Annotated in this window: 18 protein-coding genes; 12 read left to right on the top strand and 6 right to left on the bottom strand. The window is 61.4% G+C overall.

The genetic code is table 11. The features are described from left to right. Positions 1 to 152 precede the first annotated feature (152 nt). The 12 genes from J0M27_RS20075 to J0M27_RS20130 all read left to right on the top strand — a co-directional run bounded on the left by J0M27_RS20075 (position 153) and on the right by J0M27_RS20130 (position 10,604). Entirely contained in the window at positions 153 to 1,769 is a 1,617-nt protein-coding gene (locus J0M27_RS20075; protein ID WP_294996102.1) for an AMP-binding protein, read from the top strand. 255 nt (positions 1,770 to 2,024) lie between these two features. After that, the gene (locus J0M27_RS20080) at positions 2,025 to 2,420 is read left to right on the top strand and encodes a RidA family protein (protein ID WP_294996104.1); all 396 of its coding nucleotides are present in this window, start codon (positions 2,025 to 2,027) and stop codon (positions 2,418 to 2,420) included. 2 nt (positions 2,421 to 2,422) lie between these two features. Further along, complete coding sequence (locus J0M27_RS20085) at positions 2,423 to 2,806, top strand: hypothetical protein (RefSeq protein WP_294996107.1); 384 nt, start codon at positions 2,423 to 2,425, stop codon at positions 2,804 to 2,806. Between the two features lie 13 nt (positions 2,807 to 2,819). Then, complete coding sequence (locus J0M27_RS20090) at positions 2,820 to 3,287, top strand: hypothetical protein (protein WP_294996110.1); 468 nt, start codon at positions 2,820 to 2,822, stop codon at positions 3,285 to 3,287. Further along, positions 3,284 to 3,475: a hypothetical protein gene (locus J0M27_RS20095; RefSeq protein ID WP_294996113.1), complete on the top strand. Its 192-nt coding sequence runs from the start codon at positions 3,284 to 3,286 to the stop codon at positions 3,473 to 3,475. Before J0M27_RS20090 ends, J0M27_RS20095 begins: the two co-directional genes overlap by 4 nt. 320 nt (positions 3,476 to 3,795) lie before the next feature. Next, complete coding sequence (locus tag J0M27_RS20100; RefSeq protein WP_294996116.1) at positions 3,796 to 4,590, top strand: cyclase family protein; 795 nt, start codon at positions 3,796 to 3,798, stop codon at positions 4,588 to 4,590. Positions 4,591 to 4,631: 41 nt separating this feature from the next. Continuing rightward, a complete protein-coding gene (locus tag J0M27_RS20105) occupies positions 4,632 to 5,135 on the top strand; it encodes an L-2-amino-thiazoline-4-carboxylic acid hydrolase (protein ID WP_294996119.1) in 504 nt (167 codons plus the stop codon). 155 nt (positions 5,136 to 5,290) lie between these two features. Continuing rightward, on the top strand, positions 5,291 to 5,725 hold the full coding sequence (locus tag J0M27_RS20110; protein ID WP_294996123.1) for a thioesterase family protein: 435 nt from the start codon (positions 5,291 to 5,293) through the stop codon (positions 5,723 to 5,725). Positions 5,726 to 5,824: 99 nt separating this feature from the next. Continuing rightward, a complete protein-coding gene (locus J0M27_RS20115; protein ID WP_294996126.1) occupies positions 5,825 to 6,862 on the top strand; it encodes a branched-chain amino acid ABC transporter permease in 1,038 nt (345 codons plus the stop codon). Continuing rightward, on the top strand, positions 6,862 to 8,649 hold the full coding sequence (locus J0M27_RS20120; protein ID WP_294996129.1) for a branched-chain amino acid ABC transporter ATP-binding protein/permease: 1,788 nt from the start codon (positions 6,862 to 6,864) through the stop codon (positions 8,647 to 8,649). The genes J0M27_RS20115 and J0M27_RS20120 overlap by 1 nt, the downstream gene beginning before the upstream one ends. Positions 8,650 to 8,657: 8 nt before the next feature. Continuing rightward, positions 8,658 to 9,389, top strand: coding sequence for an ABC transporter ATP-binding protein (locus tag J0M27_RS20125; protein WP_365963236.1), 732 nt, complete (start codon positions 8,658 to 8,660; stop codon positions 9,387 to 9,389). A gap of 66 nt (positions 9,390 to 9,455) precedes the next feature. After that, positions 9,456 to 10,604, top strand: a complete 1,149-nt coding sequence (locus tag J0M27_RS20130) for an acyl-CoA dehydrogenase family protein (protein ID WP_294996134.1) — start codon at positions 9,456 to 9,458, stop codon at positions 10,602 to 10,604. Between the two features lie 3 nt (positions 10,605 to 10,607). On the opposite strand, the gene J0M27_RS20135 is transcribed toward J0M27_RS20130, so the two are convergent. From J0M27_RS20135 to J0M27_RS20160, 6 genes are all read right to left on the bottom strand, one after another. Continuing rightward, positions 10,608 to 11,618: an AraC family transcriptional regulator gene (locus J0M27_RS20135; protein ID WP_294996137.1), complete on the bottom strand. Its 1,011-nt coding sequence runs from the start codon at positions 11,616 to 11,618 to the stop codon at positions 10,608 to 10,610. A 64-nt stretch (positions 11,619 to 11,682) separates the two neighbouring features. Continuing rightward, positions 11,683 to 12,564 (bottom strand): formate dehydrogenase accessory sulfurtransferase FdhD, encoded by an 882-nt coding sequence (gene fdhD / locus J0M27_RS20140; protein WP_294996140.1) that lies wholly within the window; start codon positions 12,562 to 12,564, stop codon positions 11,683 to 11,685. Between the two features lie 38 nt (positions 12,565 to 12,602). Further along, a complete protein-coding gene (locus tag J0M27_RS20145; RefSeq protein WP_294996143.1) occupies positions 12,603 to 13,751 on the bottom strand; it encodes an ABC transporter substrate-binding protein in 1,149 nt (382 codons plus the stop codon). 76 nt (positions 13,752 to 13,827) lie between these two features. Next, on the bottom strand, positions 13,828 to 14,649 hold the full coding sequence (locus tag J0M27_RS20150) for an enoyl-CoA hydratase-related protein (protein WP_294996146.1): 822 nt from the start codon (positions 14,647 to 14,649) through the stop codon (positions 13,828 to 13,830). Positions 14,650 to 14,686: 37 nt separating this feature from the next. Beyond that, the gene (locus J0M27_RS20155; RefSeq protein ID WP_294996149.1) at positions 14,687 to 17,395 is read right to left on the bottom strand and encodes a molybdopterin-dependent oxidoreductase; all 2,709 of its coding nucleotides are present in this window, start codon (positions 17,393 to 17,395) and stop codon (positions 14,687 to 14,689) included. A gap of 36 nt (positions 17,396 to 17,431) precedes the next feature. Next, positions 17,432 to 18,979, bottom strand: coding sequence for an AMP-binding protein (locus tag J0M27_RS20160; RefSeq protein ID WP_294996152.1), 1,548 nt, complete (start codon positions 18,977 to 18,979; stop codon positions 17,432 to 17,434). Between the last annotated feature and the right edge of the window lie 171 nt (positions 18,980 to 19,150).

Consider the following 19,150-nt stretch of genomic DNA (forward strand, 5'->3'; position numbering starts at 1 on the left):
GCCCGCGCAAGGCCAACCACGACCTGTTCTACGAATTCCAGTGGATGATCGACGAACTGCACGGCGGCGGCGACGCCACGGTGCCGCGCGGCCTCGATGCGGCGATCCAGGAGGGCTACAAGCTCGGCGTGAGAATTTGACGGGAGGCGGCCATGGCTTACTCGGCGCATGTCGATACCTTTACCCGCGACAACCTGCCGCCGCCCGCGGCGCAGCCGGAGTTCCTGTTCGAGCTGCCGGAGCTGAAGTTTCCCGAGCGCATGAACTGCGCGACGGAACTGCTCGACCGCCACGTCGCGGAAGGCCGCGGCGGGCGGGTCTGCATCCAGGCGCCCAAGCTGCGCTGGACTTACGCCGACCTGCAGGAGAAGGCCAACCGCATCGCCAACGTGCTGGTCAATGAGCTCGGCGTCGTCCCCGGCAATCGCGTGCTGCTGCGCGCGCCGAACAACCCGATGATGGCCGCCTGCTGGTTCGCGGTGATGAAAGTCGGCGCTGTCGCCACGGCGACCATGCCGCTGCTGCGCGCCAAGGAACTCAAGCACGTCATCGCCAAAGCGAAGGTCACGCATGCCCTGTGCGACATTCGCCTGGCCGAGGAACTCAAGCGGGCCGCCGCCGAATCGCCCGAGCTGAAACACATCCGCTGGTTCAACGATGCCTCGGCCGACGGACTCGAAGCGGCGATGGCGAAGCAGTCGGCCGAATTCACCAATGTCGACACCGCGCGCGACGACACCTGCATCCTCGCCTTCACCTCGGGCACTACCGGCCAGCCCAAGGCGACCATGCACTTCCATCGCGACGTCATGGCCTCCTGCGTCTGCTGGCCGCCTTACGTGCTGCGGCCGACGCCCGACGACATTTTCATGGGTACGCCGCCGCTGGCCTTCACCTTCGGCCTCGGCGGCCTGCTGTTGTTTCCGCTGTCGATCGGCGCTTCGACGGTGCTGCTGGAGCAGGGCGCGCCGCAGGATCTGGTCGATGCGGTGCTCAAGTACCAGGCCACCATCCTGTTCACCGCACCCACCTCCTACCGCGCCATCGCCGCGATCGCCGGCCCGCTGCGCGGCAGCACATTGAGGAAATGCGTCTCAGCCGGCGAGGCCCTGCCGGCGGCGACGCGCGCGCTGTGGAAGGAGGCGACCGGCATCGAGATGATCGACGGCATCGGCGCCACCGAACTGATGCACATCTTCATCTCGGCCGACGAGAAGGATGCCTTGCCCGGCGCTACCGGCAAGGTCGTGCCGGGTTACGTCGCCTGCATCATGGACGACGACGGAAAACCGGCGAAGACGGGCGAGATCGGCAAGCTGGCGGTCAAGGGCCCCACGGGCTGCCGCTATCTGGCCGACGAACGCCAGGCCAGCTACGTCAAGAATGGTTGGAACTACACGGGCGACGCCTACGCGCTGGATGCCGAGGGCTACTACCACTACCATTCGCGCACCGACGACATGATCATCTCGGCCGGCTACAACATCGCCGGGCCCGAGGTCGAGGACGCCCTGCTGCGCCATCCCAAGGTGGCCGAGTGCGGCGTGATCGGCGCGCCCGACGAGGAGCGCGGCCAGGTGGTCAAGGCCATCGTCGTGCTGCGCCCGGGCAACGAGCCGACGCCGGAGATGGCGAAAGAGTTGCAGGACTACGTCAAGCAGAGCATCGCGCCCTACAAATATCCGCGCCAGGTCGAGTTCGTCGCCAGCCTGCCGCGCACTGAAACCGGCAAACTGCAGCGCTTCCGCCTGCGCCAAACCCAACGCTAATGCCTTCGATCGCCTGCTCCGCATCATGAAATACCCTAACTTCGCGGCGCCGCAAGCTGGCAAATGGGCCCGCCCCTCCCATCCGCTGCGCGGCCCACGGCTGGCTTTGCACAGCCAGCCGGCTGCGGCGGCGCACCGCATGCGGTGCGAAACCCCGCCTCGCCCCCTCGCGGGGAGGCTTTTGGTTTGCTCGCTGTGCTCGACTATCACCAAGCGCGTTGAACATTGGCTTTCACGTTATTACGGAGAACTTAGATGAAGACATTGCTTCCCCCCGGCTGGCCGCTGGCCAAAGGTTATGCCCATGGCGTCATGGCGCGCGGGCAGATGGTGTTCGTCGCCGGCCAGGTGGGCTGGGACGAGAAGTGCGAGTTTCCCGGCGATGACATCGTCACCCAGGCCGAGCAGGCGCTGAAGAACATCGTCGCGATCCTGGCCGAGGCCGGCGCGAAACCCGAGCACATCGTGCGCATGACCTGGTACCTCGGCAGCAAGGAGGAATACTGGGCCAAGCAGAAGGAACTCGGCGCCGTGTTCCGCCGCCTGATCGGCCACTACAACGCGGCGATGACGGCGGTGCAGGTGGCCGGTTTCGTCGAGCATGGCGCAAAGGTCGAGATCGAGGCCACCGCCGTGATCCCGGATGCCTGAGCTTGGACGATGACTGCTGGCAACGCATCCTGCGGCGCATGCCCGAGGTCGAGGAGGCTGCCGGGCCGCCGCTCGCCGTGGCCTTCATCGGCAGCGAGGCGTATGCCGCGAAGCGCGGGCAGGCCTGGCTCTGGTGGCCGGGCAGCCGCGCGCGCGCTGCGGGGCCGGTCGCCTTCGATGGCCGCTACCCCGACGACTGGGGCCTGCTGCTGGTGATGAACGACACGGCCATCGAAAAAGTCGGCGCCGGCGGCACGGCGGTCATGGCCCACCACGCGCGCCTGCTCGACATCAAGGCCTTCGTCCTGCGCCAACGCGACGAACTGGATGGCGGCGGGGTGCTCGAGTTCATCGAGGATCTCGAATTGGCCACGCCCAAACATTGACGGTCCCGAATACATGAATGCGATTGTTGAATTCGGCGGCTTCGGCGAACTGTGCGACTGGCAGGCGATGCTCGACCGCCATCGCGAGGTGTTCACCGAAATGGACGACGGCGCCCGCATCGGCATCGTCTCGCGCGAGGCCTCGGGCATCCTGCCGGGCAAGCACCTCGAAGGCGTGCAGCGCGCCGCCGAAGTGGACATGCTGGCCTGGGAAGTGCAGGGCGGCGGCATGCAGGCCGCAATCGAGCGCTTTGCCGGCATGTCCACGGTGAAGGTTGACCTGTTGCTGGTGGCCGATGCCGAGGCGCTGGCGGCGGCGCGCGCCGACCTTGCCGGCAATGCGCTGACGACGATCAAGAAGGCGATCCGGCGCGGCAACATCATGTTCTTCGTCTTCAAGAACAAGGCGCAGCTGCAGGACGCCGGCTACGAAGATTTCCTCGAATCGCTGGGCCTGGCCTTCCTCGGAGCCTGCCGGTGATTTTCATCAATCCGCATGGCGCGCCGGAACTGGCCTGCGACCACTGCGGCTGCCGCTGGGTCGATCGCCTCAAGGGCAAGGCCTATTGCTACGAGTGCGGCGAGGAAATCAGCGATGAGGCCATTGCCGAGTTTCAGAAGGCAGCCGCGGAGTTCGCCGCAACGCATTCGCTGCCCTTGACCGGTTGAACCGAATCGCCGTGTCGTCGGCGCCGACTTTCGGTTGAGCATTTGCGGCCGCCGCCGCGGTGCATCGTCTTCAGTATTTCTTCCGGCCGCGTCCAGCCGCGCGGCTGTTTCCCCTGCCCGGTTCCGGCTTTCGGTGACTAGCTTTGGGCGCGTTCGCGGCGCTGGGGCTCCGTTTCGCCAGCAGGTCAATCGATGCGGTTTTCGGATACCTCGTGCGCTGACGGGCTTGCTCCGGTCTTGCATGCTCAACATCATGTGCCAACGGATTCGGAAAGGGTTCCCTTGGCGTGCAATAGACTTGATCGGAGAAGGAGGCATTCATGATGGGCAGCAACGACACTCTCGTCCGCCTTGGCGCGGAATTATTGGCTGGGAAGATCAGGATCGTTGATCTGGCGCAGACTCTTTCGGCTGATTTTCCCGCGCTACAGCTCCCCCCCCAGTTCGGTCAGGTTTGGGCCTTCAAGCAGGAGAACATTTGCTGCTACGACGAAAAAGGTCCGGGGTGGTACTGGAACAATTTCTCCTGCGGCGAACACACCGGAACGCACTTTGATGCGCCGGCGCACTGGGTTACGGGCAAGGACCAACCAAACAACACGGTGGACACCCTGGATCCTCGCGTGTTCGTTGCGGCCGCCGTGGTCGTCGATTGCTCGGCGGAGGTCGCGGCCAATCCGGACTGGTTGTTGACCGTGGCCCATCTCGAGCGCTGGGAGAAAGCGCATGGACGGATTCCGGAGAAGGCCTGGCTGCTATTCCGCACTGATTGGTCCAAGCGGTCAATGCCGGATGCATTTGTAAACATGCGCGAAGACGGGCCGCACACCCCGGGGCCCGAGCAAGCAACGGTCGAGTGGTTGATTCGCGAACGCAATGTTCTGGGATTCGGCGTGGAGACCATCAATACCGATGCCGGACAGTCCTTCGGCTGGCCGACCCCCTATCCCTGCCACCACTTGATGCATGGCGCCGGTCGTTACGGGTTGCAGTGCCTGACCAATCTGGATCAGTTGCCCCCCACGGGCGCGATGATCATCGCGGCGCCGCTGAAGATCAAGAATGGTTCCGGCAGCCCGTTACGGGTGCTCGCGCTGATTCCGGACGCGGGGTAGGCCCGCGGCGGAGATACCTCGAAAACACTGGACAGCTCTACATGAGTGATGCAAAAAATGTCGATTTGAGCAAGCGCCTGGCGCGTGCCGAGCGCGACTGGGAGTCCATGCAGCGTATATGTCATGACTTCTTCCATGGTTGGCGGCAAACCGTCATGGATCGCTTTGGACCAGATGTGGCCAAGGAACTCGAATTGAGTTTCTACGGGCGCATCGGTGAAGGGACCGCCAGGACCTTTCTTGAGCGCGGCGGAACGCCCGACGATCTCGCCAAGCTCGTTAGGTCATTGGTGCGCGCCAGCGAGGTGATGGGCGAGGCTGCTCATCTGGTAATCGAGGAAAAGGATGTTCTGTTGGTGCATGCGGCGTGTCCATGGATGGATTCCTTCCGTGCCACGGATGCGCCGAACCAGTGTCAGGCCAGCTGCGATCATTGGTTCCAATCGACGGCCAAATCGATTTCACCGCGGATCAAGGTACTCACGGAAAGTGCTCTGCCCGCGGGGGGCGCGTCGTGTACCCGACGCTTCAGCTTTGCGCAGTGACGTGGCCTGGCATGGGCGTTATCTGCGACACCATCGATCCCATGCGGGTGCCGCGAAAATGCTGCGCACTCCGGATATCGGCTGCGCTTGAAGGCCTTTGAGAAAAGCCCCACCGACGTAGACTCGGGCACGCGTCTCAACAGGAGTTTTCGTTCGTGCCCTGCCAAGCATCTTCTACGCTCTTCGAGCGCGAGGTACTGATCCGATTTTCGCACTGCGATCCCGGCGGGATCGTGTTCTATCCTCAATACTTCATCCTGATGAACGGCCTGGTGGAAGACTGGTTCACCGAAGGCCTGGACATCAACTTTGCCGACTTGGTGATGTCCAGGCGAATCGGGATTCCCACGGTAAGGATGGATTGCACGTTTTCACGTCCCAGCTATATCGGCGAGCGCCTAATGTTGGGCCTGACGGTCACGAAGATCGGAAGCAGTTCATTCTGGCTACGGGTTCAGGCGAGTGCCGGTAGCGAGATTCGTATCCAGGCAAGCCAAGCGCTGGTTACCGCTGATCTGGATGGCATCAAACCGATCGCGATTCCCGCGGACCTGCGATCGGCGCTGATGCGCTACCAACTCCAGCCATGATCCCTTACCAGGTTTCTTGCAGGCGCCTTTGCTGTCCGACAACCGGTTTGCGTTTTTCCGGAAAACAGCTTTCGTGACCCGCGCCGGATCAACGACCGAATGAACATCGAAATTGCATTGCTGCTGGGGCAAGACGGGCTCACCAACGGGGCGATCTACGCCTTGCTTTCTGTCGCCCTGGTTCTGGTGTTTGCGGTCACACGCGTGATTTACATACCGCAGGGTGAATTCGTGGCGTTTGGCGCGTTGACCCTGGCGAGCTTTCAGGTGGGCAAAACGCCGGGTACCTTGTGGTTGCTGATCGGGGCGGGAGTGGTAGTGGCGCTGGTTGACCTTAGTTCTGCACTTCGCTCCGGCCAGCGGCGCCATATCCCGCGCATCGTCGGCTGGAACCTAGCGTACCCGGCCGTTGTGGCCGGCGTCATCCACCTCTTCACTCCCGCCGAACTGCCGCTCCTGGCGCAGATCGTCCTGTCCTTGGCACTGGTGGTGCCGCTAGGCCCGATGACCTATCGGCTGGCCTACCAGCCGTTGGCCGAAGCGAGCGTTCTGGTGCTATTGATCGTATCGGTGGCAGTGCATCTGGCCCTGGTCGGGCTGGGCCTGCTGTTCTTTGGCGCCGAAGGCTCGCGCACCCCGGCGTTTTCCGAGGGCAGCCTGAGCGTCGGTTCGCTTACCGTAAGCGGCCAGACGCTATGGGTGCTGGGTGCCAGCCTGACGCTGATCGTGGTTCTGGCGCTGTTCTTCGAGCGCACCATCTACGGCAAGGCCTTGCGCGCCACGGCAATGAATCGCACCGGTGCGCGCCTGATGGGCATATCGACGGTGATGGCCGGCAAACTCTCATTTCTGCTGGCATCGCTGATTGGAGCGTTGTCCGGAATCCTGATCGCCCCGATCACCACGATTTACTATGACACTGGCTTTCTGATCGGCCTGAAAGGCTTCGTCGGCGCGATCGTGGGTGCGCTGTCGAGTTATCCGCTGGCCGCCGCGGGTGCCTTGCTGGTCGGGCTGCTGGAAGCCTTTTCTTCCTTCTGGGCCTCGGCTTTCAAGGAAGTGATCGTGTTCACCCTGATCATTCCGGTACTGGTCTGGTTGTCACTCACTACGCGCCACGTCGAGGAGGAGGAGTGATGCAGCCGCACTACCTGCTCGGCGGATTCCTCGTCCTGCTGCTGACCGTACCGCAGATCGCCTCGGAATTTCATGTCACGCTGCTGAACTACATCGGTCTGTATTCCATCGTCGCGATCGGCCTGGTGCTGCTCACCGGGATAGGTGGCTTGACCTCCTTCGGCCAGGCCGCGTTCGTTGGTCTCGGTGGCTACACTACTGCCTACCTGACTACCGCCACCAATCTTCCGGCCTGGGCCGCGTTTCTTGGGGGGGCGCCCTGGATGGGGCTGCTGGCCGGGATCGTGATCACCGCGCTGGTGGCCTTGCTGCTCGGGTTGCTGACCCTGCGCCTGTCGGGCCACTACCTGCCTTTGGGCACCATTGCCTGGAGCATCAGCCTCTACTTCCTGTTTGGCAACCTGGAGTTTCTTGGCGGCCATACCGGTATTACGGGAATACCGGCGCTGACGGTGTTTGGCTTGGTGATGATGGATGGCCGCAACTTCTTCTATGTGATCTGGGCCGTGGTGCTGATCGCAGTCTGGCTAACAGTGAATCTTCTCGACTCCCGCGAAGGGCGCGCCATTCGCGCGTTGAAAGGCGGAGTGGTCATGGCCGAAGCCATGGGCGTCGATACCGCGCGCTCAAAGGTGGTGATTTTCCTGATTGCGGCCCTGTTCGGCTGCGTCTCGGGCTGGCTCTATGCGCACCTGCAGCGCTTCGTCAATCCCACACCCTTCAGTATCAACATGAGCATCGAGTACTTGTTCATGGCCGTGCTGGGGGGGGCGGCACACGTCTGGGGGGCGCTGATCGGTGCCGGCGTCATCACCATACTCAAACAATGGCTCCAGGACTGGTTGCCCAGGCTGCTGGGAGCATCGGGTAATTTCGAGATGATCGTATTCGGCGTCTTGCTGATTTACGTGCTGCAACGCGCGCGTGACGGGATCTGGCCGATCCTCGCGCGGCTGGTGCCGCAGCCGGTTGTGGTGCGCGCCGTGCCGCAGGCCGAGCCCCTGCCGCGCAAGCTGCCGCCGGATAAGGGCTTGGTGCTGCTCGATGCACGCAAGGTGGTCAAGCGCTTCGGTGGGCTGGTGGCCAACAACAACATGAACCTGACCGTCAAATCCGGCGAGATCATGGCGCTGATCGGGCCCAACGGTGCCGGCAAGTCGACCATGTTCAACTGCTTGTCCGGCGTCGATCAGGCGACCGAGGGCGAGGTCCTGTTCGCCGGTCGCGACGTGACCCGGCTGGATTCGCGCGAGATTGCCCGCCTGGGAATGAGCCGTACCTTTCAGCACGTGCGCTTGCTGGGAACGATGTCGGTGCTTGAGAACGCAGCCATCGGCGCCCACCTGCGCGGATCCAAGGGAGTGTTGCCGGCGATGCTGCATCTCGAGCGTGGCGAGGAAGCCCGCTTGCTGGCTGAGGCAGCGCGGCAGGTGGAACGGGTCGGCCTCAAGGATGCCATGTTCGAGCCGGCCGGCAGCCTTGCCCTGGGCCAGCAACGCACGCTCGAGATCGCGCGCGCGATGTGCGCCGATCCCTGTCTCCTGTTGCTTGATGAGCCGGCGGCGGGCCTGCGTTACCTGGAGAAGCAGGCGCTGGCGGAGCTGCTGCGCAAGCTGCGCGGGGAGGGCGTGGGCATCTTGCTGGTGGAACACGACATGGATTTCGTCATGGGCCTGGCTGATCGCGTGGTGGTGATGGAGTTCGGTGAGAAGATCGCCGAAGGACTGCCCGAAGAGGTGCAGCGCAATCCGGCGGTGATCGAGGCCTACCTCGGAGGGGTCGAGTGATGAGAGAGATCGCCCCGGTTCTTGAAGTCGAAGATCTTTGCGTCAGCTATGGCAAGGTCGAGGCCTTGCACCACGCCAACCTCATGGTCGGCGCCGGGCAGATCGTGACGGTGATCGGCCCCAACGGTGCCGGCAAGACCACCATGCTTTCCGCTGTGATGGGTTTGTTGCCATGCAGCCGGGGGCAGATCCGATTTCAAGGCCAGTTGCGATCGGCTGCCGAAGTCGAGGAGATGGTGGCGTTGGGCGCGAACCTGGTTCCAGAGTCGCGGGCACTGTTCGGCGAAATGAGCGTCGAGGACAATCTCTTGCTCGGCGCCTTCACTCGCTATCGGAGTGGCGATCGGGATTCGGCCGGAACCATGGAAGAGGTTTTCCGCATCTTCCCCCGGTTGAAGGAAAGACGCACCCAGCACGCCGGGACGCTGTCTGGCGGCGAGCGCCAAATGCTGGCTTTGGCGCGCGCGCTGATGGCCAAGCCGAAGTTGCTGATGCTCGATGAACCGAGCCTTGGCCTGGCGCCGCTGATCGTGAAGGATATCTTCCGCGTGATCGCCAGTCTGAAGGACACCGGGGTGGCGATCCTGCTGGTGGAACAGAATGCCCGCGCGGCGCTCCAGGTTGCGGATTACGCCTACGTGCTGGAAACCGGCGAGATCGCCCTCGAAGGCCCCAGTCGGCAGCTCATCGATGATCCCAAGGTAGTCGAGTCCTATCTGGGGTTGGGAGGCAGGCATTGATCCGTCCCATGCCATCAGGTCGGCGAAGTGGCGCCATGGGCCCTTCGTGAGCAGGGTAACCGGGCCATGAGCATCTCCAGGATAGAGAGAACCCTGTTCCGCGATGAGCACCGGCGATTTCGCGAAAGAGTACGCGCCGTTCTCGATACGGAGGTCGTTCCTCATCATCGGGACTGGGAGATGCGCGGTCTCGTCGATCGAACGCTCTGGAACCGCGCGGGGACAGAGGGCTTTCTTTGTCCGGCGATTTCGCGGGACCATGGCGGGAAAGGCAAGGACAGGCTGTTCAGCATCGTCGTGACCGAAGAGATCGCCAAAGCCGGAGCAAGCGGACTCGGCTGGGGACTGCACTCCGACATCGTTGCGCCCTACATTGAAACCTACGGTAGCGAGGCCTTGAAACGGGCATACCTTCCGGCAATGGCTGCCGGCACGATGGTGGGCGCCATTGCCATGACGGAGCCATCGGCTGGGTCGGATCTCAGGGGAATCGTCACGTCCGCCAGGCGGGACGGGGATGACTTTGTCGTCAATGGATCCAAGATATTCGTCACCAATGGCTGGCATTGCGACCTGGTCATTCTTGCCGTCAAGACCGCGACGGAGGGAGCCGCCAAGGGAATCAGCCTGCTGCTGGTTGAGTCCGCGACGGACGGCTTCTCTCGCGGGCAATTGCTCAAGAAGTCCGGCATGTGCGCGCTGGACACAGTTGAATTGTTTTTTGATGAGATGAGGGTTCCAGCAGGGAATCTTCTGGGTCGCGAGGGCGATGGCTTCTCCTGCCTGATGCAACAGCTACCCTGGGAACGGCTGCTCGCCGCCGTTTACACGATTGCCGCGGCGGAAGCCGTGCTGGAAGCGGCGATCGATTGGATGAAGAGACAGCGGGCAAACGAGTTCGAAGGCTGGCAAGATGGTCAAAGCAACCGCTTCCGGTTTGCCGAGCTGGCGACCGAGGTCGAGGTTGGCCGGGTGTTCGTCGATCATTGCATCGCGTTGTCGCTGCGACACCTGCTCAATGCCGAAACGGCATCGATGGCGAAGCTCTGGGCCACCAACCTACAGTTCAAGACAATGACGAAATGCGCCGATATGCTTGGTACAGCTGGTCGGCAGGGACTTTCAATCGATCGATTTTGGGCTGATTCAGGAATCTACCGACTGGCGGGAGGCAGCAACGAAATCATGAAGGAACTGATCGGCCGTTCCTTATAGGGGCTAGCGCCGTGCGCGCCGCAGCGTTTCGGAGGGGGATTCCCCAAATGCCTTCTTGTACTCGGCGGTGAAACGTCCAAGATGCGCAAAACCCCAGTTCAGCGCAACTTCCGTGACGGTGACGTCCGCCGTTTTGGGCATGACCAGGTCGGCGTGCGCCCGTTTCATCCGAACATACCTTAGCAAGGCCATGGGCGTCGTGTTTCGATACTTCTTGAATCCGGCAAACAACGAGCGGGTGCTGACGCCGGCGTATGCCGCCAGATCGTCCACCGTGAGTGGCTGATCTGCGTATGTCTCGATGTAATCGGCCACCCGCTTGACGAACCCGGGGGAAATCCCCGGAACCGGCGAACTTAGCTCATCGTAATAGTTGCTTTGCTGGGACAGCAGGAGCGACGTGGCAACCATGTGCTCAAGATTGGCCAGCATCAGCGGCGAGCGATACATGCTGTCCCTGAGGCTTACCTGGTCGCTGAGAAACGCCATCAAGCTGGCAAGGTTGTGCCCTCGACTACAGTCGAGAGGCAATTCAACCTGGAAGTCCAGCGGCTTGCGCAGGCTATGTCCGAGGTGCTGGGCGCATGTTTGCTCGAGCAGGCTTCGATCGATCTTGACAAGGAGCTTGCGGGTTCCTGCCGGAGATGTCTTCTTCAGCGCGACATCCGGACCAATCACCGCGATCAGTCCGGGATGCAACTGGAATTCGCGGTTTCCATAGCGAAGGATCTCCTCGCCCTCGATGACCATCTGCAGCAGGTAAAAACCATCAAGGCATCCTGGGTCGATGGACACCTTGGCGCCGTATGAAAAGCTGTTGAACGACAACCGTCCGGCCCGGACGTGGGAAATCGTCGCATCGAAACTCAGATCCCTGCCAAACACGTCAAAGCGATGAGCGCAGAAGATTTGCGAGACGAAATCCCTGGTTTTGTCGGGATCGCTCGACTCGAATGTCGGCAGCTTCGATACAGTTTCTTGGGCCGCATCAAGGGATGCAAGAGAATCGCTCAACGAACCGTTCTCCTCGACCAAGCAGAGAGCGCTGAAGCCCTGATGCTATCGATAAACGCGCTTCCTAGCAATTGTCCGGCCTTTTAAATTGACGGGGCGAAGCGTTGCCGCCTGGCCCGGCCGCCACCTCCGGACCCTGTGTGGTGTATACCGCGTGGCCGTCCTCGCGAAGAAACCCGATCAACGCGAGATTCAGAGCCTGCGCCAACTTGACCGCCGCCGCGGTGGGGGCAGACACGGCCGCCAATGTGCCGTAGCCAAGCGCCGCAGCCTTTTGAACCATTTCAAAGCTGGCTCTGCTGGTGATGGCAAGAGCCCCGGTCTCCGCCGGAACACCTTCCCGCGCCAATGCCCCAAGGGTCTTGTCGAGCGCGTTGTGCCTTCCGACATCCTCGCGGATGTGGGTTATCCTGCCATTGCCGTCGACTCGACATGCCGCGTGCGTGGCGCCGCTTGCGATCTGAAAGCATTGCTGGTCAGGCAAGTTCCGCAACCCCGAATGCAGCGCTTCGATAGAGAAGGCTTCGCCATATGGCAGCGGCTCGAACACGCGCGTCACCTGGTCAAGGCTTTCCGTGCCGCACAGACCGCAACCCGTTCGGCCCGCCAGAGTTCGGCGACGGGCCTTGAGGTGGACAAAGGCTTCATTGGCGACTTCGAGCCTGGCAACGATGCCTGCGTCCGATTCTGAGAACGCGATATCGAATATGTGCCCGGCGGAGGCCACAATGCCTTCGGACAAACTGAACCCGACGGCAAAGTCTTCCAGGTCCGCGGGCGTCGCGAGCATCACCGCATGACTGATTCCGTTGTACTCAAGGGCAATCGGTACCTCGTCGGCCAGCACATCCATGCGGCAAATGCCGTTGCGGACAACCCGATGCGAGACGAGCGGCGTCCGTTTCAAGGGAAGGTCGCCATACGTGCGACAGAGTTTCGCCGCCATCGTCCGCGCGCTCGGTCGGGCCGCCACACAATCGCGGGCTACTCGACGAACTTCCAAGCGCCTCCCTGGATGGTCACCATCACCTTTCCGCGGCCGTCGAGCCCGTTGTGGTCCTGGGGTGTGAGGTTGTAGGTGCCATGCGATCCAACCACATTCTTCATCGACTCGAAGGCATCGCGCAGAGCGGCCCGGAACTCCTTCGTACCCGGCTTTCCGGATTTGAGTGCAACAGGAACCGCCTGTTTCAGCCAGAGCCCCAGATCCCAAGAATAGGCGCCAAAGGCATTCGCCGTGCCAGGGCCGTGCTTCGCGTCGTGCGCGGCCACGAACTCCTTGCCCTGCTTCTTGCTCGGATTACTGTCCGGCAGTTGATCAAGAACCAATATCGGTCCGGATGGCAGAAGAGTTCCTTCGAGGTCTTTTCCGCCCACTCGCAGGAAGTCGTTATTGGCCACACCGTGGGTCTGGTAGATCTTGCCGGCATAGCCGCGTTGCTTCAGTGCCAGTTGGGGCAGCGCAGCAGGAGTGCCGGCACCGCCGATCAGTACCGCGTCGGGATTTGCCGCCTGGATCTTCAGGATCTGTCCCGTGACGCTAGTGTCGGTCTTGCCATAACGCTCCGAAACCGCCAGCTTGATGTTGCTTGCTTCTGCCGCCGCCTGCGCTTCCTTCCACCAGCTTTCGCCATAGCCATCGTTGAAACCGATGTATCCGGCGGTCTTTACCCCGTTCCTGGCCATGTGCTCGAAGATCGCCTTGGCCATCAGGTTTTCGTTCTGTGGAACCTTGAACATCCAGCGCCGTTTGGCGTCCATCGGCGTGACCAGCATCGAGGCTCCCGCAATTGCGACGGCCGGCGTTTGCGACTCGGCCGCGACTTCAAGGACCGCGAGCGTGTTCGGGGTGATGTTGGAACCGACCAGCAGGTCTACCCTTTCCTCACCGGTCAGCTTGCGGGCGTTCTTCGAGGCGGATGTCGGGTCCGAGGCATCGTCAAGAATGATCCATTGCAGCTTCTCGCCCCCGATCTCCGTTGGCAGCAGGGCCAGGCCATTCTTGACCGGGATGCCCAGCGAGGCCGCCGGACCGGTCAGGCACAGCGTTACTCCGATCTTGATGTCCGCATGGGCGCATGCGACAGAACCGGCCAGCAATGCGGCTACAACAGCTTGTTTGATGGTTCTCATATACGGTCTCCTCCGTGTTGTGAAGCAATCTTGGTCGGCCCCGTTGTCGGGGCCCGGACCGGACTCGGCGTCGAAATCAGGTACCTCGCTTGTAGTCCTCTCCAGTACCTGTCTTGATCTGTTTTTCCTTGAACTGCTTGAGCGCGACTTTCACCATCTCGCCCTCGGTAAGGAAGTAGTTCTCGTGGATATGCGCCATTTCCAGCTTGATTGCCTCGGCGAAGCTCATACGTGGCGTCATGCGACACATGGCCTTGGCGGTTCTATACGCGTTGGGATGCTTGCCCGCGAGACGTTTGACGACGCGCCAGGCTTCATTCTCCAGTTGCTCATGTGGGACCACCTTCGTCACCAGGCCCATTCGGGCCGCCTCGAAGGCATCGATGCGGTCTCCGCTGAGACACAAGTACTCGAAGTGCTTGGGTAACAGAAAATGCGAAACCGCCCAGGTCGTGCCACCGGCGGGGAAGTGTGCGAAATTGATCTCGGACAGTGCGTATTGCGAGCGTTCCGAGGCAATGGCGACATCGCTCAGGGATACGGGCACCACGCCGCCACCGTAGCAATGCCCGTTTACCGCGGCAACCGTTGGCTTCGGCATCTCGTAGTATTTCAGATACCACGCCAGGATCGGATCCATGACCTTGCGGAAGTTGGAAGCGTTGCTTTCTTCCATCGTCTGGCAGAAGGAGATGTCGAGATCGAGTCCCGCCGAAAAGCTGTCCTCCACGCCGGTCAGCAATACGCCACGAATCCCGTCGTCACGCTCGATGCGGGTCATAGCATCAAGAATCTCAACGCTCATGGTTGGCGAAAACGCGTTTTTCTTGCTTGGTCGGTTCATGCGGATGACTGCGATGTTCTCGACCACATCCAAGAGTACCTGCTCGTACGTCATATCTTTCATCTCCAAGTAAATTGAAACGGTCGAACGGCTAACGAATTTTTTTCAGCGAAACGCGCGCTAGTGATGCGCAGGACCCAGTCCCGTCCGTCAGGTCAAGCGAGATCGGCGTGAGGTTGTTCATGCTCGGGGTATCGAAGTCCTTGGCATAGGGTGTCGCCCAGTTGCCGAACTTTCCCACCGCCAATATGGTGTCCGGTCGAATGCCCTGTCGCAGGACAGCCTTCCCTCGCGTGCTGGCCTTCGGCGTGGCCACCTCGATCTGGTCGCCTTCTTCTATTCCAAGCTCCGCGGCCCGATCGGCATTGATGACCAGACCGCCGTGTCCGGTGATGTTTCCGGCCATTTCGTGCATGAACTGCAGGCTCGCCTGGGCGCCAAAGGCAAACTGCATGGAGTTGGACGCCAGCAGCCAGAAAGGGTAGTTGTCGGGATTGCCTCCCGCTTCGGATACCATGCGCTCCCATAGACGAGGGAAGTCGCTCCATTCGGGGATGGCTTCATAGTCCGCAAGCTGGTTGTCCCACCAGTGGATGCCGTGCTCATGCAAGCGCGATCCGAGCTGCTTGCCGACGCGGAGCAGTCGTTCCTGATAGGGAAGCTCGAAGCGAAGGCCCTCTGCGACGATCTTCGGGTAGAGGTACCATTCAAGCTTGGGGTAGGGCTTCATGCGCATTCCGTGCTGGCGATACCAATCAAGCCCTTCGGTCTCCTTGCCATCGGTCAGTTCGGCACTGGCTGCCTTGCATACCGCATCCCAAATAGTCTCAGTCGAATGCGGCTCCGCTTCGTCAAGACTGAAGTCGTAGTTCGGGCCACGCAGCTTGATGCTGAGTACGCCACCGTTGATGGCGCGGTTGTATTCCTTCAGTATCCCGACCCGCTTGGCCAGTTCAGTTCCGATATCCGACATATCCTTCACTTCGCCAGGCAGTTCCGTGACGTTCTGGCGTAACGCGACACCGTCGTGTCGCCAGTATTGATCGATGAACTTGGTGGCGCCGATGCGGATCAACTGCGTGCTTTCCAGGTCCATTGCGTCCGGCAGCAGGATGTCGGCCATGTGGTTCGATTCGTCGCGCGTGTAGGCGAACGCGACGGTGAATGGAAACTCGGCAATGCGTTCGGTGACGAACGACGCATCCCAGCTTGATATGGCCGGGTTCGTGCGATAGACAAACCATACGTCCGGCGGTGTCGCCTTCGGCAGTCCCTCCGGTGGCGTGTCCTGGAACAGCCAGGAAAGATGCGACGGGCCCAGCGCCGGGCTCCACGACATGTCCAATGACAATGGGACCAGTACGTTGAATCCATTTCGGCTCTTGGGATTCATGGCGTAGAGGTCGGGCTCGGTAACATTGAGCACCTGGCTCATGAAACCATCGGGTCCCTTCTTTACCGCCGCGGATCGTGTGTGATTGGGGCGGTTCATGCGGGCGGCTGTGCCGAGCGTGCCGCCCGGCACCTCCAGTGCTCCGAACACGCAGGCGAGCATGGTGCGTGCCCATACGCACTGATACCCTCCCCAGCCATTGTTTACAGTCTTGCCGAGCACGATGGCAACCGGTCGCAACGGCAGGGTCTTGCCCTCGATTTCGATGGTGGCGCCGATGGTCGCCGCCGCGAGCATTTCGTTCGCGACGCGGCGTATCGTGGCGGCCGGTACGTCGCAGATCTTTTCGGCCCACTCGGGCGTGCAATGGGCGATGACGTTCTTCATCATGTCGAACGCGGTCTGCGCGGGAATACTTTCGTGGTTCCACGTCATGCCGTCCGGGCCGATCTCCACCCCACTGGCCCGCCTGACGCCCTCCAGGGCGGGATCGATGGAAGGCGTCGCATGCATTACCGCCACGTCGCCGACCAAGTCCCAAACCAGCGGTTCGTGCGTTGCAGCATCGCGCAGGAAATACCCGTTCGGGCCCACCAGGTAGGGGGAGGCCGTGCGGTGCTTGAGGAATGCGCCATCCAGTTCGGCCACCCCGTGATCGAACAGCAAGGAGTGGAGAATGGAATACAAAAAGGCCGCATCCGTCTTCGGCCGTATCGGAATCCACTCCGTAGCGCTGGCGCCGGTAACGGAAAGATGCGGTTCCACCTGGACGCGCCGGGCGCCTCTCCCGCGCGCATTCGCGCCACGCCACACGCCGCAGGGCCCGCCGGACGCGTCGATGTTCGACCCAAGGGAAAGAATGTAGTTGACGTGCTCCGCGTCGGCCGAGACCGTGTAGCTGCGGTGCCAGAGTTCGCCGTAGAAGTGCTCGGAGTGGTAGCACTGGATTCCCTGGCCGGCGCCAAATCCGGTGTCCATGGGGCCATAGGCGACGAGAAAGGCTGCGAATGTCCCCATGTGGTGCACAGGCAGACCCGCTTCGCCGATGCTGCATGCCACTCGCGGATATCCTGACGCATCGAACAGTCCCTCTTCCCGGATTCTCTTCAGCTTGCCCGCAATGGCGTCGTAGGCTTCATCCCACGTGATCGGGACAAAGCCAGGATCCTCATTGCGGCCCTTCCTGGGATTGGTGCGCTTCATCGGATGGGTGATTCGATAAGGGTTGTAGGCCTTCTGAATCAGGCCATATGCCTTGACGCATACCCGTCCATCGGCCGGATGAATTCCAGCCGCATCGAAACGCGGTTCGATGCAGACCGCGACCCCGTTCTCGCGTCTTACCCGCAGCAAGTCCGGTCCGGCGTTGCATTGGTAGCAGAAGCTGTTCTTGAAATCGACCTTCACGTCGGGATTCGCAGGCTGGTTCATCGTCGGTCTCGTTCAGTTGGTGTATTGCCGCCGCAATTCATTCTTGGCGATCTTGCCGAGCGTGTTCTTTGGCAGTTCATTCAGGAAGTAGATGCGGCGCGGAATCTTGAAACCGCCGATCAGCTTCCGGCAGTGCTCGATCATTGCCTCGGCTGGAACCCGTGCGCCATTGCGCACCACCAATGCGGCGACCAGGGATTCGCCGAAGACTTCATCGGGAATGCCGAATACGGCGGCTTCGACGATTTCGGGATGCTGCGTCAGGGCCTCTTCCACTTCGAGCGTGTAGACGTTCTCGCCCCCCGTAATGACCATGTCCCTCTTACGGTCGAGCAAGTAGAGCCACCCGTCCTGATCGACGCTGCCGACATCGCCGGTGTGGAACCAGCCGTCGCGGAACTGCTTTGCCGTTTCATCCGGCAGATTGAGGTAGCCCTTGGTAATCTGCGGTCCGCGCGCGATGACCTCCCCGGCCATACCCACGGGCAACTCGTTTCCCTGGTCATCGACGATGCGCAAGTCGGTGCCCAACAGGGGGCGTCCCGCGGATCGAACACGACTTCCATGGCTCATCGAGTCGAGCTGTTCCGACGCTCGCGGAACACGACCCAGAGTCAACATCTGCGCGGTCTCCGTCAATCCGTAGCCGTGCCAGAGATCCATGCTGGGTATGGCATCGCGTGCGGTGACGATCCAGGACTCCGGCATGGGTGCCGAGCCAAACACCAGGGTGCGCAGGCTTGAAAGGTCGTATTCGCCGAATCGCTCGTCTTGCAGGGCGAGAATGATCAACGTCGGCGGTATTACCGTGGCGGTAACCCGGCTATTGGCAACGGTTTCCAGAATCAATCGCGCAGTTGGTTTCCCCAGATAGATATGCGCCGCACCGTTGGCAAGGTAAGCGTTGCTCAGCAGGTCGGCGGAATGAAACATCGGCGCGACATGCATGTAAATGTCGTCGCATCGCGGCGCCAACATGGCGGCGTTTTGAAGCGCAACAACGGCCAGATTTCCATGACTCAGTTGAACGCCTTTGCTGCGACCCGTGGTCCCACCGGTGTAAAGCAGCAAGGCTTCCTCGTCCTCATTGATAGCAACGGCTTCAATGCACTGGCAGGACTGCCGGTTTTCGTCACGCCGAGTCCCGTGTAAATCCGTTGCGAGCGGGCGTAAGTCCAGACTGCATGCCCGTACCTTCCATGATTGCAGTTCGGCCGTTTCCAGCAACCCGGCGAATGGGTCGTCAACAACCAGTACCTTGCTCGCGGAGTCATCGAGGATGGTTTCGATTTCCTTTGTCGCCAACCGATAGTTGACTGGCACCGGGACCACGCCGATGTGGTAAGCAGCATGGAAAAGCTCCGCCTGCCGTATCGAGTTGTTGGCTATCACCGCGATGCGCTCCCCTCGCCGCAGACCGAGGCTTGCCAACCTACTGCCCGTGAATGCCACCCGGTCGGCAAATTCTGTCCAGGTAAGGACCCGGTCACCATCAATCATCGCCGCGCGACGTCCCCAAAGCCGCACGGTTCTGGCCAGCAGAGACGGCAGCGTCATCATGATTGTTGACTCCGTTCGCGTACCAGCATGCTCAAATCCTGACTCCGAGCTTGTAGCCCTCCTGGATCGCCGCATCGAGGCCGCGCGGCACCGTGGCGTCGCCGCCGCCGTGCAGTTCGTCGATCATCCACTGGAATTCGTAGAACAGGTCGTGGTTGGCCTTGCGCGGGC

The sequence above is a fragment of the Sulfuritalea sp. genome, from assembly GCF_017302275.1.
Taxonomy (GTDB): Bacteria; Pseudomonadota; Gammaproteobacteria; order Burkholderiales; family Rhodocyclaceae; genus Sulfuritalea.

What these genes read in the sequence shown, in the direction of transcription:
- J0M27_RS20105 (WP_294996119.1), top strand. Translation starts at nt 4,632, where the DNA reads ATGAGTGATGCAAAAAATGTCGATTTGAGCAAGCGCCTGGCGCGTGCC.
- J0M27_RS20090 (WP_294996110.1), top strand. Translation starts at nt 2,820, where the DNA reads ATGAATGCGATTGTTGAATTCGGCGGCTTCGGCGAACTGTGCGACTGG.
- J0M27_RS20160 (WP_294996152.1), bottom strand. Translation starts at nt 18,979, where the DNA reads ATGATGACGCTGCCGTCTCTGCTGGCCAGAACCGTGCGGCTTTGGGGA.
- J0M27_RS20100 (WP_294996116.1), top strand. Translation starts at nt 3,796, where the DNA reads ATGATGGGCAGCAACGACACTCTCGTCCGCCTTGGCGCGGAATTATTG.
- J0M27_RS20080 (WP_294996104.1), top strand. Translation starts at nt 2,025, where the DNA reads ATGAAGACATTGCTTCCCCCCGGCTGGCCGCTGGCCAAAGGTTATGCC.
- J0M27_RS20145 (WP_294996143.1), bottom strand. Translation starts at nt 13,751, where the DNA reads ATGAGAACCATCAAACAAGCTGTTGTAGCCGCATTGCTGGCCGGTTCT.
- J0M27_RS20115 (WP_294996126.1), top strand. Translation starts at nt 5,825, where the DNA reads ATGAACATCGAAATTGCATTGCTGCTGGGGCAAGACGGGCTCACCAAC.
- fdhD (WP_294996140.1), bottom strand. Translation starts at nt 12,564, where the DNA reads ATGGCGGCGAAACTCTGTCGCACGTATGGCGACCTTCCCTTGAAACGG.
- J0M27_RS20150 (WP_294996146.1), bottom strand. Translation starts at nt 14,649, where the DNA reads ATGACGTACGAGCAGGTACTCTTGGATGTGGTCGAGAACATCGCAGTC.
- J0M27_RS20120 (WP_294996129.1), top strand. Translation starts at nt 6,862, where the DNA reads ATGCAGCCGCACTACCTGCTCGGCGGATTCCTCGTCCTGCTGCTGACC.
- J0M27_RS20130 (WP_294996134.1), top strand. Translation starts at nt 9,456, where the DNA reads ATGAGCATCTCCAGGATAGAGAGAACCCTGTTCCGCGATGAGCACCGG.
- J0M27_RS20075 (WP_294996102.1), top strand. Translation starts at nt 153, where the DNA reads ATGGCTTACTCGGCGCATGTCGATACCTTTACCCGCGACAACCTGCCG.